At 65.8% G+C, this 16320-nt stretch carries 12 protein-coding genes; 8 read left to right on the top strand and 4 right to left on the bottom strand.

The window, feature by feature from the left end; translation table 11 throughout:
• Positions 1 to 943 precede the first annotated feature (943 nt).
• Positions 944 to 2503, top strand: a complete 1560-nt coding sequence (locus DESFRDRAFT_RS18435) for a flagellar hook protein FlgE (RefSeq protein ID WP_005996480.1) — start codon at positions 944 to 946, stop codon at positions 2501 to 2503.
• A 155-nt stretch (positions 2504 to 2658) separates the two neighbouring features.
• Here DESFRDRAFT_RS18435 and DESFRDRAFT_RS18430 read toward each other — a convergent pair whose 3' ends face one another.
• Together DESFRDRAFT_RS18430 and DESFRDRAFT_RS18425 are read right to left on the bottom strand one after the other, a co-directional pair.
• The gene (locus DESFRDRAFT_RS18430) at positions 2659 to 3930 is read right to left on the bottom strand and encodes a CgeB family protein (RefSeq protein WP_005996479.1); all 1272 of its coding nucleotides are present in this window, start codon (positions 3928 to 3930) and stop codon (positions 2659 to 2661) included.
• A gap of 4 nt (positions 3931 to 3934) precedes the next feature.
• Entirely contained in the window at positions 3935 to 5200 is a 1266-nt protein-coding gene (locus DESFRDRAFT_RS18425) for a glycosyltransferase family 9 protein (RefSeq protein ID WP_005996478.1), read from the bottom strand.
• 87 nt (positions 5201 to 5287) lie between these two features.
• On the opposite strand from DESFRDRAFT_RS18425, the gene DESFRDRAFT_RS18420 reads away from it, so the two are divergent.
• From DESFRDRAFT_RS18420 to DESFRDRAFT_RS18390, 7 genes are all read left to right on the top strand, one after another.
• Entirely contained in the window at positions 5288 to 5980 is a 693-nt protein-coding gene (locus DESFRDRAFT_RS18420; protein WP_005996477.1) for a precorrin-2 dehydrogenase/sirohydrochlorin ferrochelatase family protein, read from the top strand.
• A complete protein-coding gene (locus DESFRDRAFT_RS18415; RefSeq protein ID WP_005996476.1) occupies positions 5967 to 6836 on the top strand; it encodes a cytochrome C assembly family protein in 870 nt (289 codons plus the stop codon). Before DESFRDRAFT_RS18420 ends, DESFRDRAFT_RS18415 begins: the two co-directional genes overlap by 14 nt.
• On the top strand, positions 6799 to 8160 hold the full coding sequence (gene hemA, locus DESFRDRAFT_RS18410) for a glutamyl-tRNA reductase (protein WP_005996475.1): 1362 nt from the start codon (positions 6799 to 6801) through the stop codon (positions 8158 to 8160). The genes DESFRDRAFT_RS18415 and hemA overlap by 38 nt, the downstream gene beginning before the upstream one ends.
• A 3-nt stretch (positions 8161 to 8163) precedes the next feature.
• Positions 8164 to 8499 (top strand): hypothetical protein, encoded by a 336-nt coding sequence (locus tag DESFRDRAFT_RS18405; RefSeq protein WP_005996474.1) that lies wholly within the window; start codon positions 8164 to 8166, stop codon positions 8497 to 8499.
• Between the two features lie 85 nt (positions 8500 to 8584).
• On the top strand, positions 8585 to 9577 hold the full coding sequence (gene tilS, locus DESFRDRAFT_RS18400; RefSeq protein WP_005996473.1) for a tRNA lysidine(34) synthetase TilS: 993 nt from the start codon (positions 8585 to 8587) through the stop codon (positions 9575 to 9577).
• Between the two features lie 62 nt (positions 9578 to 9639).
• Positions 9640 to 10311, top strand: coding sequence for an adenylate kinase (locus DESFRDRAFT_RS18395; RefSeq protein WP_005996472.1), 672 nt, complete (start codon positions 9640 to 9642; stop codon positions 10309 to 10311).
• A 75-nt stretch (positions 10312 to 10386) separates the two neighbouring features.
• Positions 10387 to 11250: a menaquinone biosynthetic enzyme MqnA/MqnD family protein gene (locus tag DESFRDRAFT_RS18390; RefSeq protein ID WP_005996470.1), complete on the top strand. Its 864-nt coding sequence runs from the start codon at positions 10387 to 10389 to the stop codon at positions 11248 to 11250.
• 87 nt (positions 11251 to 11337) lie between these two features.
• On the opposite strand, the gene DESFRDRAFT_RS18385 is transcribed toward DESFRDRAFT_RS18390, so the two are convergent.
• Positions 11338 to 11775: an RrF2 family transcriptional regulator gene (locus DESFRDRAFT_RS18385; protein WP_005996469.1), complete on the bottom strand. Its 438-nt coding sequence runs from the start codon at positions 11773 to 11775 to the stop codon at positions 11338 to 11340.
• 409 nt (positions 11776 to 12184) lie between these two features.
• On the bottom strand, positions 12185 to 16270 hold the full coding sequence (locus DESFRDRAFT_RS18380) for a hypothetical protein (RefSeq protein ID WP_005996468.1): 4086 nt from the start codon (positions 16268 to 16270) through the stop codon (positions 12185 to 12187).
• Positions 16271 to 16320 lie beyond the last annotated feature (50 nt).

Below are 16320 nucleotides of genomic sequence, written 5' to 3'. Positions count from 1 at the left end.
ATTCGGCGAACCGTCGTGAGCCCCGGGTAGTTACTCCCGTCCGCTCACCGTGTCAACATCTTTTTTCAACTTTCCGTGCCGCCGTTTGCGGCCCGGCCGTGTCCGGCTTCCCGTCGCGGAGGAGTGCTTCTACGCATCCCCGCGCGGCCCGTCAACACTTTTTTTCAACTTCGTTCGATCGCTTGCGCTTTCGAACCGTGCCCGGCTTCCCGAAGCAGAGTCGGATTCTTTACCCGCTCGCTCCCGGCCCGTCAACACTTTTTTTCAAGTCACCCGGAAAACCGTTTGTCTTCCGGGCCGCGTTCCGGTTTCCCGTCACGCGGAGGGGTGTTTCTACGCCCCGTCGCCGGGGCCGTCAACACCTTTTTTCAACTTCCCGGGAAACCGTTCGTTTCCCGGGCCGCGTTCCGGTTTCCCGTCTCGCGGAGGAGTGCTTCTATGCCCCGTCGCCAGGGCCGTCAACACTTTTTTTCAACTCCCCGGAGAACCGTCCGTCCCCCGGCCCGCGTCCCCGGTTGCCCGTGACGTGGGAGGGTGCTTCTACGTCCCCTTCCGGGAACCGTCAACACCTTTTTTTCAAATTCCGCCCGACACCGGATCGACGCCAAAGCGTCACTCTTTGCGTCGTGCGGGAAAGAATATCTAAAACTCCCCCCTCCGGCTGTCAAGGACTTTGCGCTCGAAACGCCCTTCTTGCTGTCGACATGCGCGCCCGACTGGCCCGGCTCCTGCATTCTCCTGGGCGGACGGCAAGGATTTCCCCTCGTGCCGCCAGCCCGAATCTTCTGTTTCGCCCGGCTGGCCGACGCGGAAATCCGCCCTGGTTGCGGCCCCTTGGCATGGGCCCCGCAGTCGGCTGGCGTCGCGGACGGAGCGTTCTTCTCCCCCGCCGTCGCCTGGAAACGGGAAATTTCTGCCGCCCGCTCGAGAAGGAAGGTGGATCATGAGCGCGATCTGGACAGGCGTGTCGGGCCTTTTGAGCTACAGCACGGGCATCGCCAACACGGGCAACAACCTCGCCAATACCGGGACCACGGGATACAAGTCCTCACGGCTTCTCTTCGCCGACATGATCAGCGAGATGGCCGGCGGGACCTCCGACGGCAGCCAGATCGGCACCGGCGTGCAGGTCGGCAGCGTCTCCATGACCACATCGACTGGCAGCCCCATCAGCGCCAGCCAGTCCATGGACATGGCCATCAACGGGGAGCGCGGCTATTTCGTGGTCAAGAAGCCCGGCACCGATAAGACCTATTATACCCGGGACGGCGCTTTCAACTTCGATGTCAACGGCTACCTGACGACCGAAACGGGGTTGAACGTCCAGGGCTGGGCCGTGGATCAGACCGCGGTCACCGCGGCCAAGCGCACAGGCACCGTCTTGTCCCAGGTCCCGACCACCGGAACTCTGACCGACATCCAGATCAAGGATTACACTTCGGCGGCCCAGGCCACGAGCGCCGTCACCATGATCACCAACCTCGACGGCCAGACCGAACCCGGGACCCTCGACGCCACCGATCCCTATTTCAGCATGTTCAAAAGGTACAACGCCGACAACAGCCCGCCCATCTCCAACACCGCCTACTCGGCCCCCATCAAGGTTTACGATTCCGAGGGCGGCACCCACACTCTCACGACCTACTACTCCAAGGTGTCGGATGAAAACGGCAAGGAATATTGGGAATACATGGTGACGATGCCGCCGGAGGACGACGGCAGCTCCACCACCAGCGGCACGAGCAAGGCCGGCGTTCTCATGATCGGCACCCTTACCTTCTCCGCCCAGGGCGAGTTGGAGAATGAAACCGCCTTCACCCCGTCCGGGAGCGATCCCACCGATCTGGCCTCCTGGACCCAGGCCAGCCTCGACGGTTCAGGAAACCCGAAACTGAACGCCACGTTCCGTTCGGCCTCCAACTCTTCCAACATCTTGTCCAGCCAACCCATTGTTTACAAAGACGGCCTGTCGTCCTCCAATGCCAGCTGGAGCGCCAGCGCCCCCGCCACCGCCGCCGACATCGGCACCCTGACCAGCGCCAACGCAGGCTTCAACAGCGCCAATACCAAAAACGCCGCCACCTGCACCTCCAACTACTCCACCTCTTCTTATACCGCTTCCTCCACACAGGACGGTTATGCCTCGGGCACGCTCCTCAGCACCAGCGTGGATGAAAACGGCGTGATCTCGGGGACATTTTCCAACGGGCAGACCATCGAGCTGTTCGTCGTGGGCCTGGCGGACTTCGTCAACCCCACCGATCTGTACCGGGAAGGCAACAACCTGCTCTCCGCCACCAAGGAATCGGGTGACGCGAGCCTCGGACGGGCCAATTCCGGCGTGTTCGACAGCGTTTCGGGCTACACCCTCGAATCGTCCAACGTCGACATGGCCACGGAAATGGTCAACCTCATCACCCTGCAACGCGCCTTCCAGTCCAACTCCAAAGTGGTGACCACAGCCGACGAGATGATGCAAAAGGCCCTGGAGATTAAGCGGTAGTCATAGCCGTTAAAGGTTGCCTGCGGAAAACCTCGCTTTCCGAATAACAGGATGCTGTCCGCACAACATCCGTCACGGTTGAAAGTTTCAGAAAGGGAGAGCGCGAGAGGGGAAACCCTTTTCAAAGGGTTTCCCCTCTCGCATTCCCCATCCTTCTAATGACTATACTGCTTGCGCCATTCGTCGAGAAACAGCAGGGAGGTCTCGAGCGGCGAGAGCCGCCCCTGGCGGGCGCGCACGGCCCAGATGAGATCGTCGAAGGACACGTCGGCTGGCAGGGACAGTTCCCCAAGCAGGGTCGAGAGCTCCTCACGGAGCTCCGGCGGCAGTCCCGAAAGCGCCGCATCCTCCCGCTTGCGCGCCGGCCAGCCCGGGAAGCGCTCGGCCGTAAAGGCGAAAAGCGTTTCCATGCGGGCCGCGTAGGTATGGTCGGCCAGGGCGCGGCGTCTGGCGCGCCCGGCCAAGGCCGCCCGTTCCTCGGGCCTGGCCAGGTAATAGCTCAAGCGCTCCTTGAGTTCGTCGAGGCTCCCGAATCGGGCCAATTCGTCGTCCGCGAAAAGCTCCGGCAACAGCGCGCGCTCGTCGACGAGCTGAAACGCGCCGCACATGGCCAGCTCGAAGGTGCGGGGATTGACGAAATCGCCCCCCGGCACGAGCCTTTCCACGCCGATGCTCGAGTGCAAATTGAGGTTAATCGTGGCGGCGTTGAAAACCTTGACCGTCTCCTCGGTGGACAAACGCCGTCCCGAAAGGCGCACATGGGGGGCCAGGCGGGTATCCCCGTCCCACTCATTGCCGAAGATGCCGAGGTCGAAGTCGAGCAGTTCGGCAAAGGCGAGGCGGCGGTTGGGATAGCCCGCGCCCATAAACGACACCTCGGCCCCGTAAATGCGCCTGTCCACGGGGGAAAGCTCCAGCGGCCGGTGCACGGCCGGATCGGCGGCCAGGGGCAGGTAGAGCGCGTTTTCCTGGCCGATGGCGGCGAGCTTTTCCGGAAACGGCTCCTTCTGGATCACGGCGAAGACGTCGTAAAAAGGCGCGAAGGCCTCCCAATAGGTGAAAAGCCGGAAGTCCTCGACAAACCACATGGCCGTGCGCACGCCGTCGCGGCGCAGGCGTTTCAAGGCCTGTCGCGACAGCGGGGCCTGGGCGAGCCCCAGGACCAGATCCGGGCCGAAGGTTTCCACCTTGGCGCAAACGGCCTGGGACACCACCTGGAGAAAGCTGTTCTCCAGGTATTCCAGGCGGTCGGACGTCACGCGCAAGTTCTTGAGAGCAGAGAAAGCCCCGTAGAAATCCGGCGCCTCGAAGGTTTCGACCACGTGCCCCAGCCCGGCGCAGGCCGTGGCGCAATGCCGGCCGATGGGAAGCGAGCCCCCGTACATGGGCAACACGATCAAGATGCGCAGCGCCCGCCCGAAATCCATGCGATCACCACTCCCCGGCCAGGGGCCGTCCAACGGGCGGCAACACCCAGTCCGTTTCCAGATAAGAGGATTGGGCCAACTCGTGGCCAAGTTCCGCGTCCGCCACCACCGGGGTCAGCCGCCGCGTGAGAAAAGCGCGAAAGGCGGCGCGCGCCCGCTCGGTCGGGTCTTCCCCGCATACCGGCCGGCACAGCGCCCCAAGGGCGTCGCAGGTCGTGGCCATGCCGACGAGACCGGCCGGCGGCGCGGCTTTGGTCGATCCGGCAAGCGTCCGGGCAAAGCCCGGGTCGGCAAAGGGCGGCAGGCAGGCAAGTCCATGCCCGCACGGCGCGGATTCCAGACAGGGCGCGCACGGGGTCACGGCCTGCCAGACCGTGTGCCCGACGCCGTACGGGCCGGTTTCATGGCACCAGGCCGAGGACAGAAAAAAGGCCGTCACCGGCACGCCGTAAAAGGCGGCCAGATGCATGGCCCCGGTATCGGGCGTCACCAGCCGGTCGAGGGAGGATACGGCCTCGACAAGATCGTGCAAATCGGTTTTGCCGGTCATATCCCGGCAGGCGTCCCGCACGTGGGGGTCGAGCTTGCGCAAAAGCGCCCTGGCCTCGCCGGCCTGGGAGGCGGTGCCGAAAAGAAGCACCCGCCCGGCTCCCGAGGCCAGGTACAGGGTGCGCACGACCGATGCCAGCACCTCGGGGGGAAGCGACCGGCGGGCCATGCGCCCGGCCAGGGCCACGCCGAGCCCCCCGCCCCGTGGCGCGGCTTGCGGGTTGACCGTTTCCGACGGCACGGGATCGTCGTCGAGATGGGCCCATATGTCGGCCAGATTGATGCCGCCGCCCCGCCGGTCCCGGGCCAGCCGAAAGATGAGGCGCAACAGCGGGTCCTTGTCGGCCTGGCCGGCGCTTTGCCGGTAGCCGCGCTGGACCTCGGGGGGAAACATGGCGGCGACCGCCATGCCGAGCGGCGAAAAATTGAGGCAAAAGACCTTGTCGAAGCCAAGCTCGGCCAGCGCGGCGAACTCCCGTCGGCTAGCCAGCACCCGCCCGGTCGCGGCCAGGGGATTAAGCCCCGCCGCCCCATGGGCCGGCAGCCCGTGGACCACGGCAAAGGGATAAAGCCGCGCCGCCAGGGCGGCCAGGGAGTGGTCCACGGCCAGATGCACCTCGCCGCCGGTGCGCCGGGCCGCGCGGTCGAGCCCGGACAGCAGCCGCCGGGTCTGAACGAGGTCCCCCAGACGGGCCAGTTGCAAAACGAGAAAACGCGCCATACCTTGCACCGCGTTCAATGAACTGGAAAATACATGTGAAAAAAATACCTTTCCGGTTCCAATCTTCTTCTGTTATAGGAATCATCCATGCGGTATTATCCTATTTACGTCAATCTGCAGGGTAAACGGTGCCTTGTGGTGGGCGCGGGCCAGGTCGGCCGGCGCAAGATCGCCACGCTTGCCGCCTGCGGCGCGGCGGAAATCCTGGTTCTCGACATGATCGCCCCGGACGAATCCTGTGCCGAGGCGCTCGCCCACCCGGCCGTGGTTTTCGCCTGTCGCCCCTTTGCCCCCGCCGACCTCGACGGCCGGTTCCTGGTCATCGCGTCCACCGACGACGAGGCGCTCAATTGGGAAATCAGCCGGGAATGCGAAAAACGCGGCATCTTGTGCAACATCGTGGACCAGCCGGAGAAATGCAGCTTCATCGTGCCGGCGCTCTATACCCAGGGCGACCTTACCGTGGCCATTTCCACGGGCGGCGGCTCGCCGGCCCTGGCCCGCAAGATCCGACAGGGACTGGGGGAGTTTCTCGGCTCGGAATACGGCGCCTTGCTTGTGCTCATGAGCACCCTGCGGCCCATGGTGCTGGGGCTTGGCCTGGGAACAACCGAGAATTCCAGAATTTTTCGTGAACTGGTCAACTCGAGCCTGATCGAGGACTTGAAGCGCGGCGACGCGGCCGCCGCCGAGGCCGTGCTGCGGGACTTCCTGCCCGCGTCCCTGCACGGCGAGGCCAGCGGGCTGGTCTCGGGAGCCCTTGCCCATGCCGGCGCTTAACGTTCTTTTCGTCCTGGTCCTGGCCGCGTACTTTTTCGGAGCCACCCTGCACTTGCTAGGCGTGGTTTCGGGCAGGCGGCCGCTTCGTCGCGCGGGCGAGAGCCTCACCGTGGCCGGCTTCGCCCTGCACACCGTGGATCTTGTCGCGCTGCTGGCCACCGAAGGCGGCGCGGCCCTGCTCCTGGGCGAATTCTACTTCAGCCTGCTCGCCTGGAGCCTGCTTCTCATCTGCCTTTTCCTCTGGTGGCGGCTGCGGCTCGAGATGCTCGGGCTCTTGGCCGCGCCGTTGGCCTTGTTTCTGTTCCTCTCGTCCCAGGCGGTCACGGCCCAGCGCATGCCGCTGCCCAAGGCCCTGGGCGGACTCTTCTTCGGGCTACATATCGGGGCGCTGTTTCTGGCCATAAGCCTCCTCGCCATGGCTTGCGGCGCGGGGCTGGCCTATCTGTACCTGGAGCGCAAGATCAAGACCAAGGAAAAGCTTTCGGGCTTTTCCAAGGCCCTGCCCGCGCTTTCCACCTGCGACACGGTCAACCGATGGGCCGTGGCCGCCGGCTTTCCGCTCTACACCATCGGCCTGTTGTCGGGATTCATCTGGGCCAAACTCACCTGGAACCGTATTTTTTCCTACGATCCCAAGGAGATCATCGCTATTTGCGTCTGGCTGCTTTTCGCCTTCCTGTTCCATCAGCGCCTGTTTATCGGCTGGCGGGGGCGCAAGACCGCGAAACTGGCCATCTGGATATCCTGCCTGACCCTCGTGTCGTTGCTTGTCATCAACTTTTTTGTGCCCACACACCATAGTTTCGCGCGATATATCGATGGAGCATCAAATATACCTGTTCGGACTCAACCATAAGACCGCCGGCGTTGATGTCCGGGAGGCGTTCGCCCTGGGCGACCGCCCCAAACTCGGCGAACTTCTGGTGCGCGGCGACGCCCGCCTGCGCGAAGCCCTCGTGCTCTCCACCTGCAACCGGGTGGAGGTGGTCGTTGCCGACGCCCCCGGCCGCGACGTGAGGCCCGTCGTCCTCGACGCCTGGGCCGAATACTGCGGCCAGGATCAGGCCGCCCTCGCCCCGCACCTCTACGAGCACCAGGGCCTTGACGCCGTGGAGCACCTTTTCTGCGTGGCCTCGGGCCTGGATTCACTGGTCCTCGGCGAGCCGCAGATCCTGGGGCAGCTCAAGGCGGCCTACCGCCACGCCGTCAGTTGCAACACGGCGGGAGTGATCACCAACCGGCTGTGCCACAAAGCCTTTTCCGTGGCCAAAAAGGTGCGCACGGCCACGGGCATCGGCGCCAGCGCCGTTTCCATCAGCTATGCGGCGGTGGAGCTGGCCAAGCGCATTTTCGGGGAGATGGCCGGCAAGAAGGCCATGCTCGTGGGAGCCGGCGAAATGGCGGAGCTGGCGGCGCTGCATCTTCTCAACGCCGGCGTCTCCGAGATCCTGGTGGCCAACCGGACCTATGCCCGGGCCGAGGAGTTGGCGGCGCGGTTCAAGGGCCGTCCGGTGGCCTTCGAGGAGTTCGCGTCGCGCCTGCCCGAGGTGGACATCGTCATCAGCTCCACTGGCGCGCCCCATGTCATTTTGAAGGCCAGGGACATGCGGGGCGTGCTCAAGGCCCGCAAGCACAAGCCGATGTTTTTTATAGACATCGCCGTGCCGCGCGATATAGACCCCGACGTCAACAGTCTGGACAACGTGTATTTGTACGACATCGACGACCTCCAGGAAGTCGTGGAGGAAAACCTGGCCCAGCGTCGCGAGGAAGCGGCCCGGGCCCGCGACATCATCCGGCTCCAGGTGGAACGCTTCGGCGAATGGCTCAAGTCCCTGGACGTCAAGCCGACCATCGTGGACCTGCTGCAAACCGGGGAGGATATCGCCCGCCGGGAACTGCACAAGACCCTGCGCCGCCTGGGTCCGGACGTTTCCGACGAGACCCGCCGGGCCATCGAGACCCTGTCTTTGTCCATCAGCCACAAGCTCCTCCACGAACCCATCGTTTTTCTCAAACGCCGGGCCAGGGAAGAAAAGGGGGACAGGTTCATCGACCTCACCCGCCGCATGTACAACCTGGACCGCGAACAGACGCCGGACGACGCCCACGCGGACCGGAAACCGCCCCTGGGCGGGGAAAAGACCCCCAACCCCGATGCGACGGATACAAGCGAGTAACCCATGCGATCCTACCTGATAGACGAAGTCTCCGCCGACAACATGGAGATCATCGAGCGGCAGTTGGCCGAGAAAGGCTTCAAAGGCCCTCTCGACCACATCTACTACATCCCCTTTCCCCAGGAGATGTTAAACGACGAGCAGCAGCAGCATTACGGCGAATGCGGCCCATACATGCTCATCCTCGAGACAGGCCGCAACTGGCTCAAGCTCGAACTGCTCGTGCGCGGCCGGGGCAAGCTGCGCTGTTCCTGCATCAGCTACTGCACCACCGAACAGCGCCAACAGATGATCGACTTCCTGGACAACTTCATCCGGGAACTCGACATTCCGGTCTGATCCGGCCCGGATGCCCCCCGCCTCGAACCGGTCCGCGCCGCGGGGCGCGCGGCCGCGCCTCGACGCCCTTCCCCGAAGGCAAGCCTTGCTGTGCCTTGGCGTGGAGGAATTTCTCGTGGGGGAGTGCGGCCACGATCCCTGCGGCGCGACCTGGATCGTCGGCTTTTCGGGGGGACCGGATTCCGTTGTCCTTCTTGCCGTTTTGACGGTTCTGGCCCCACGTTTGGGGGCCCATCTCGAAGCCGCCCACGTCGACCACGGCCTGCGCCCCGAATCCGCCGCCGAAGCGGCCGATGCCGAGGCCTTTTGCGCCGCCTGGAACATCCCTTTTCACGAACGCCGCGCGGATGTGGCCGGATTGGCCCGGGAGCGCGGCATCGGCCTGGAAGACGCCGGCCGTCTCGCCCGCTACGCGTTCTTCGAGGAACTTCGCGGGGCGCGCCCCAACGCCTGGACGGCCCTCGGGCACCAGCGCGACGACCTGGCCGAAGACCAGATCATGCGGCTTATCCGGGGCACGGGCTGGCCGGGGCTCGGCGGCATGGCGGCCCTCGATCCGTCGCGGCGCATCCTGCGCCCGCTGCTTATGACGCCCAGAAGCGACATCGAGGCCTTCGCCGACGCCCTCTCCCTTCCCGTTGTCCGCGACCCGTCCAACAACGATCCGGCCTACCGGAGAAACCGGGTCCGCAACGACATCCTGCCGCGTATCGCCGCCGAAAACCCGCGCCATGGCGAAGCCGTTGCCAGGCTCTGGCGACAGGCGAGAATCGACGAGGACTTCCTCGAGGCCTCCCTGCCCGACTTCCCGGACCCGACCGCGCTTCCCATGGAGACGCTTGCCGGGCTGCATCCCGCCCTGCGCCTGCGGCTCTACCGCCGGGCGCTTCGCGCCTGCGGCCCGGGGCAGGCCCTGGCCGAGACGCTTTTCAGCCTGGACGCGGCCGTGGCCAAACGCGCCACCGGACGGGTGTTCCAGTTTCCCGGCGGCAAGACGGCCCGGATCGGCCGCCGGGCACTCGTTTTCCGCCTGAAATCGGGCGGATCGGGGACGAGGGAAAACCGGCGGAGCCATTGACAGGGCTTGTCCCGGAGGGTAGTGAAGCCGATTGTGAAAAATCAAACATGGAGGCAGTCCCGGTGAATATCCTTATCTTCGGTCCCAATGGCAGCGGCAAGGGCACCCAGGGTTCCCTGGTGAAAAAGAAGTATAATCTGGCCCACATCGAGTCCGGGGCGATCTTCCGCGAACATATCGGCGGCGGCACCGAACTCGGCAAGAAAGCCAAGAGCTTCATCGACAAGGGCGAGCTGGTCCCGGACGAGATCACCATCCCCATGATTCTCGAGACGCTCAAGGCCAAAGGCGCGGGCGGCTGGCTGCTCGACGGCTTCCCCCGCAACATGGTCCAGGCCGAAAAGCTCTGGGACGCCCTGCAGAAGGAAGGCATGGGGCTCGATTACGTCATCGAGATCCTGCTGCCCCGCGAGGTCGCCAAGAACCGCATCATGGGCCGCCGCCTTTGCGTCAATGACAACAACCATCCCAACAACATCTTCATCGACGCCATCAAGCCCAACGGCGACAAGTGCCGGGTGTGCGGCGGCGACCTCAAGACCCGCGCCGACGACCAGGACGAGGGCGCCATCGGCAAGCGCCACGACATCTATTACGACACCAAGACCGGCACCCTGGCCGCCGCCTACTTCTACAAGGATTTGGCCGCCAAGGGCAAAACCAAGTACATCGAGCTCAACGGCGAAGGCACCATCGACTCCATCAAAGAGACCCTGCTCGCCCAGCTCGCCTAGTTCACCGGATTTCGCCTTGCCTGTCGGCCCCGGGGGGAATACCTTCGGGGCCGTTTTTTATCCAAGGAGTCCCCCATGCCGCACGAGGACAACGGCCCCCTGCGCCTTGGCCGCATCGCTTACCTGAACGTCTGGCCGCTTTACGAAGCGCTCGTTCCGGCCTTTCCCGAAGGCCCGGACATCCGCTACGTGCCCGGGCATCCCTCGGCGTTAAACGCCGCCCTCGCTTCCGGGGACATCGACGCCGCCCCGGCCTCGGCCTTCGCCTACCTGGCCAAACCCGAAGCCTTCACACTGCTGCCGGATCTGTGCATCCGGGCGGCCACGGGCCCGATCCAAAGCGTGTTGCTGCTCTCGCCGGTACCCCTGGCCGAACTCCCGACGCATCTCGCCCGCACCGGCGATCCGGTGCTCCTGTCCGGCGCCTCGGCCAGTTCCAACGCGCTGCTCAAGGTCTTGTGGCGCTTTGCCTGGAAGTTCCCGGAGGTCCGTTTCGAGACCGTGCCGCCCGGAACCGGGCTGGCCACGGGGAAGCCCTTTGTGGAGATCGGCGATCTGGCGCTGGCCCGTTTTCTCGACGCGCCGGACGGCTGGCACGTGACGGACCTCGGCCAAGCCTGGCTCGAATACGCCGGCACGCCGTTCGTCTTCGCCTTGTGGATCGTGCGGGAGGGACTGGCCGGCAAGGGCCTGTCGGGCCTTCGCCGGATGCATGAGCGGCTTTTGGCCATAAATGCCGCCCTGCCCCGGACCTTGGCGGAACTGGTGGGCGCGCCTTCGCGGCCGGATTGGATCGGCCCCGGGGCCTTGCTCGCCTATCTGCGGGTGGTCAATTACGATTTCGACGCGGCGGCCCGGGCGAGCCTTATCTATTTCGCCGAGCACTGCCGCGAGCTTGGGCTCATCCCGGCCGTGCCCGGCTTGCGCTTCGCCCTGTGACGGCGCGGACCGGACGAATCATCAAATAACAAAAGGAAGTCGGCGGGATATCTTCCCCGTCGGCCAGTCAAGCCCCACAGCCGGCGGTCAGCAGCAGGGCAGGCCCAGAATTTCGGCTTTCTGGGCCTGATCCAGCATGTCCGCAATCCGTATGGCGTCGAGCTCGCGGAAAAGGCTCTCCGTGGCCCTGGCCCAAATCCGGCGGGTGACGCAATCCCCCGCGATCAAACAAGTCTCGGGGTTGCCCACGCACTCGGTCAACTCGGGCCGGCTTTCCAGGGCCCGGACCACATCCCCCACCCGGATCTCCTCGGGCGGCATGGCCAGGACGTGGCCGCCGCGCGGGCCGCGCTTGCTGTTGATGAAACCGGCTTTTTTGAGCGCACGTATCAACTGCTCCAAATACTTCACGGAAATATTGCGGCGCTTGGCGATATCCTGGATTCGGACCGGACGTTCGCCCCCGTGCAGGGCGATATCGAGGAGCATGCGCAGGCCGTAACGACTGCGCGTGGTGAGCTGCATGGACGTCTTTCCCCTTCTTCCGTTTTGTGCAAAACTGAACAAGTGGGTTTCTAGCAGATCCGGTAGACAATGGCAAAACCGGTATCGAGGAGCTTGCCAACCCGGCTAGTGAAGAAAATATTCTTTCCCGGCAAGTACTTGGTGAATTCTGGACCGCCGCATGGCGTTGCGGGACAACCTTCCCGAAAACGGGATTCCCCGATCAAGGACGCACCGGCTGCAAATTTTTCCTTCCGTCCGTCTGGCGTAAAATTCCCAGTGGCCGATCAATCGGCCGCACAAGCAGCAATGTCTGGCATCCATGGCCGTCCTCCCGCCGCGATAAACGCGGCGGGAAGTAAGCATCCAAGAAACATGCCGACACCCGCGCATCTTCACCCGCCCCTGCCCACCAAAAGGCCACCCCGCCTTATGGTAGATTTTCCTCTTGCTTAGCGTCCTTTTCCTGACGGTTGCGTCCGGAGCGTTTCCAGGAAAACCGCAGCGCCCGCCAGCCGCCGTCCATGGTGAAACTGTCAAATCCCCAACGCAGCCAGCGCGGCAGCAACCAGGCCAGCCACAAAGCCCAGGCCAGCATCAGGGCGCGGAAAACGGCCATGGGCCCGGATACGACGGTCGCCGCCGGCAACGTGCCGGCCACCCGGCCCCAGGTCCAGACCAGTTCCGTGGCCGTGGAACCGTTCCCGGCCACCTGCATGCGCGGCAGGCCGAGGAGGCCGGCGTCGAGGATGTCGTAAAGCCCGGCCAACCCGGCCAATACCAGAAGCGCCAACAGCACCTGGACGGCGTCGAAGGAAAACGTCCCGGGAAACACAGCGCGCCGCCGCCAGGCAAGGGCCGCCAGCCAGCCCGTGGCCAAAACGAACCCCAGCGGCGTGGCCTGGGACAGGCCCAGGGCATAGACAAACCACTGCCAGCGCGAAAGCGGCGTGCCGGGAATAGCGGCAAGCAGCAGGCCCAGCGCCACAACCACGGCCAGCCAGCCCCAGTAGAGCACGGCCGGACCGAGGCGGGTATCGGCAAAGACCCCGACCAGCCAGCGATCCGACGGCAAAACGAGCCGCGTGCGGGCCGAGGCGGCGGGAAGCCCCAGATCCGGGGCCGGGGTGCGCAGGACCGTGCCCGTGCCAACGGGCTCGCGAAACCGCAGGGACACGTCGGTAACGCCCGGCGGCAAGGCGAAGCCCACCGCCCCGTCCTTGCCTGTGGGCAGCGTCTCGCGACCGGCGACGGCCAGGCGCGTCACTTCCGCCCCGGTCGGCAGACGCACGGCATGGCGCGCGCCCTTGGCCGAACGGAAGGTCAGGAACAATTCGCTGTCGCGCATCTGCCGGCCCTGTCGCACGGTGAGCGCGGCGCGCTCGATGGTGAGCGTTTCCCCGGGCGCGGCCTCGGGACGGCGGATGTCGCAGGTGAGGGTTTCGCCCGGCCAAGGGGCGAAACGCGGCCGCCAAGAGCCGTTTGCGGCAACGATGCCGACGGGAGGCAGGCCCTGGAAGGTCACGTCGTAAAAGGGCGCGGCCTCGACGGTCCAAGTCGTGACCATATCCGCCCCGTTGGGCGCGGTCAGGACAAGCTTGCCGGCCGGGCTTATGTGCGAGCGCCAGCTGACGCGCTCCTGGCCGGCGGCAAAGGGCGCTTCGGCCAGGCCGTCTTTCACCGTCACGCCGGCCGTATCCGGCATCTCGCCCGGCAAAAGCGGCACCGAGGCCACCACCGCGCCGCCATGCGGCGAACGCCTGCGCACCACGGTTTCCACTTCCCAGGCCAGGCCAAAGCGAAGGGCCCGGGTCACCTCGAAAAAGGGAGGGATGTCGGCGATCGGCGTATCCCCTCCGGAACCGGCGGCGGACGGCTCGGCCCGGGTCAGCTCCAGCGGCCCGGAAAGTCCGCCCAGGCTGTCGAGTCCCCGTGTCCGGTAACCCGGCGCGCGTATCCGCACCCGCCCTGGCGGCGTCAAGCCGGGCGTGATGCGAAAGGACACCGCCGTCGGGGCCGGCCCGGTGAGCGCCACCTCGTGTCGGCCGGGTTCGAGCAGCACGAACAGCGAATCCCCGTCCCGAACAAGCGTCGCGCCGGGTGCGCCGTCGACGCGCACGGCATCCGGCCGCCAGTTCTCGGACACGGCCGGAAGCGGCGCGGCGACGCGGGCCGCGGCATCGACAAGGCTTACGATGTTAAGCCGCCCATCCTCCAGGCGCACGTCAAGGCCGGAGCCGCCAAGGCAATGGGGCAAACACCGGGCCGGCTCGGTCAACCGGTCGCGCAGCGTGTCCAAAAGCGCCTTGTCCGGAAAATCCCCGGCGAGGCAGCGCTGCGACATGCCCGCCACCCCTACGAGCAACGCCAGGCCAGCCACGGCTGACCGGCCCAGGTTGCGGGAGCGACGCAGCCGGGCGCGGTCGCAAAGGAAAAACAGGGCCAGCCCCAGAAACGCCACCCGGGCGAACCCCAGAAGCGAGGACACGAAAGGCGGCACGAAAACAAGGCGCATGATCTGCCCCTTGGCCACGGGGCCTTTCCATTCCATGGTCACGGCGGCGAAATGCCAGTCCGGCATGGCCGGTCCGGTCTGGATCACGGCATTGGGGTCGAATTCGAGGCGCCCCCCGCCCCCGGCCGCGTCCCGCGCTTCAGGGGCCACGGCCATCTCCAGCAGGGCCGGGGCGTTTTCGAGAGATTTCTTGCGGGCAAAGGTCCGGGGCGCGACCGAGGGAGCCGGCGCGGGCGGCCTGCCCCCGGCAAGGCGCGGCTCCGGCGAGCCCGGGAAGACGGGCTGACCGATTTGCGGCGCCACGGCCCGGCGCAACTGGTCGGCGGCAAAGGGAATGGACGTCACGATCAGGGTCAACAGGGAAAATCCGAAAAAGACCACGGCGAAGCGGTGAAAACCCGGCCTGCCGGCAAAGCGCCCCCCCTCCCCGGCCAGCCGCAGCAACCCGGCCCCGGCCAGGACAAACAGCCAGACAGCGGTCGGAGCGTCCGGCTCATGCCAGGAAAGAAGCAGAAAGACGCCGAGCGTCGCGCCGGCAAGGGGCCCGCGCAGCCCCACGGCGACCACGACCAGCAAAAAAACCAGAAACAGGTCGAGCAGCGACCACGGCGACAAAAGGCCGCCGCGCACCGTGTCCGGGCCAAAAGCCGCCAAAAGTCCCCAGCCCGGAGACAGGTTGAGCCGGGTCGTTATGCGCTCGAACTCACGGTCAAAGCCGCCGGCCGGGATGGCGGCCCCGGCGTCGGGGTAGCGGGAATGGGCCGCAAGGGACAGATGCGCCGTGCGCAGCTCCACCCCGCGCGCGTCCTTGCCGCCAACAAGCACCACGGGCTGGTCGCGCCCGTCCATGACCACCCGGCCGAGCTCTCCGGGCGGCAGCAGGGAAAGCGTCCAAGCCGAACGGTTTTCCCCGCTCACGTTGTCGCGGACGCTTAGCCCTTTACCCGAAAAATCGAGCCACATCTCGCGCCGCAAATTGAGGGCGTCGCGGCCCGTGGGCACGCCCCGGCCGAGTTCGCGGATGGCGAGATGCGCGCCGGCGGTGACGGCAAAGGCGGGATCGCTTCTCCAATCCTCCGGGACGTCGGCGGTCTTGGGATCGATGGCCGCCAGTCCCTCGGCCCGGGTCTGGCGCAGGTTCGGATCGGCCCTGTACGACCAGATTTCCCGGCCGTAAGGCGTGGCGATCGGCCCTATTTTCCCGACCGGCCCGGGATAGCGCGCCGTAACCTCAACGTCGTAGCGCCCCGGCCCGGCATCGAGGACCAGGGAACCGTCCGGGCCAAGTGACGCCGCGACCGGCGCGCGCACGGCCAGGGGGAAAGCCCCGGGCGGCACGGCCCCGGCCAGGGTTATGGACCGGGCCAACCCCGAAACGTCGAGGCGAAAAAGGGTGGTCACGGTCATGGGCACGCCGTCGGCCAGAAGTCGAAACACCCGGACATGTTCGCTGTTGGCCACGGGTTTGGCCGCATCCGGCCCGCCAAGGCGCAGCTCCCCGGCCGGGGACACGGCAACCGGCACGGCAACGCCCCGGCGCGACAGGCGCACCAGCCCGACGCCGGCCGGCAGGACGAGGCCCTCGGGCTCCTTGTTCCAGGCCAGACGGCCGGTGATGTCGTATTCCCCGGCCGCAAGCCAAACCTGGGGGCCTTCTTCGCCCGTAACCACCGGAACGTTCTTGCCGCCGATCGTGGCTTTCTCGATCCACACGCCCGGCGCGAAGGGCAAGGGCACGGCGCTCTCGTCGAACAGCCGCGCCCGCAAGGAAAAATCCGCCCCGCCTTCGGTCACGTCGAAGGTCAAGCTGGCCGGAAAGAGGCAGATGCGCGCCTTGGCGTCGTTGCCGCGCGGCGGGCACAGCTTTTCCGCCGCGCCGTGCAGGGCGAATCCCTCCCAGGGCGCCAGTGCCGGCGGAATATCGCCGCTTGCGGCCAAGGCCGTCCCAACCAGAACCAACACCAGCCATACCCCCAGGCAACCGGCCAGGATCTTTCGCATCCGCGCCTCCCCGCACCATATCTTTTCCCTTCGGTTATCCCCGAAAGTCC

The organism is Solidesulfovibrio fructosivorans JJ] (assembly GCF_000179555.1).
Classification (GTDB): domain Bacteria; phylum Desulfobacterota; class Desulfovibrionia; order Desulfovibrionales; family Desulfovibrionaceae; genus Solidesulfovibrio; species Solidesulfovibrio fructosivorans.
This window is presented reverse-complemented; position numbering and strand designations above follow the sequence as displayed.

What these genes read in the sequence shown, in the direction of transcription:
- DESFRDRAFT_RS18430 (WP_005996479.1), bottom strand. Translation starts at nt 3,930, where the DNA reads ATGGATTTCGGGCGGGCGCTGCGCATCTTGATCGTGTTGCCCATGTAC.
- hemA (WP_005996475.1), top strand. Translation starts at nt 6,799, where the DNA reads ATGGAGCATCAAATATACCTGTTCGGACTCAACCATAAGACCGCCGGC.
- DESFRDRAFT_RS18420 (WP_005996477.1), top strand. Translation starts at nt 5,288, where the DNA reads ATGCGGTATTATCCTATTTACGTCAATCTGCAGGGTAAACGGTGCCTT.
- DESFRDRAFT_RS18435 (WP_005996480.1), top strand. Translation starts at nt 944, where the DNA reads ATGAGCGCGATCTGGACAGGCGTGTCGGGCCTTTTGAGCTACAGCACG.
- DESFRDRAFT_RS18385 (WP_005996469.1), bottom strand. Translation starts at nt 11,775, where the DNA reads ATGCAGCTCACCACGCGCAGTCGTTACGGCCTGCGCATGCTCCTCGAT.
- DESFRDRAFT_RS18390 (WP_005996470.1), top strand. Translation starts at nt 10,387, where the DNA reads ATGCCGCACGAGGACAACGGCCCCCTGCGCCTTGGCCGCATCGCTTAC.
- DESFRDRAFT_RS18380 (WP_005996468.1), bottom strand. Translation starts at nt 16,270, where the DNA reads ATGCGAAAGATCCTGGCCGGTTGCCTGGGGGTATGGCTGGTGTTGGTT.
- DESFRDRAFT_RS18405 (WP_005996474.1), top strand. Translation starts at nt 8,164, where the DNA reads ATGCGATCCTACCTGATAGACGAAGTCTCCGCCGACAACATGGAGATC.
- DESFRDRAFT_RS18415 (WP_005996476.1), top strand. Translation starts at nt 5,967, where the DNA reads ATGCCGGCGCTTAACGTTCTTTTCGTCCTGGTCCTGGCCGCGTACTTT.
- DESFRDRAFT_RS18425 (WP_005996478.1), bottom strand. Translation starts at nt 5,200, where the DNA reads ATGGCGCGTTTTCTCGTTTTGCAACTGGCCCGTCTGGGGGACCTCGTT.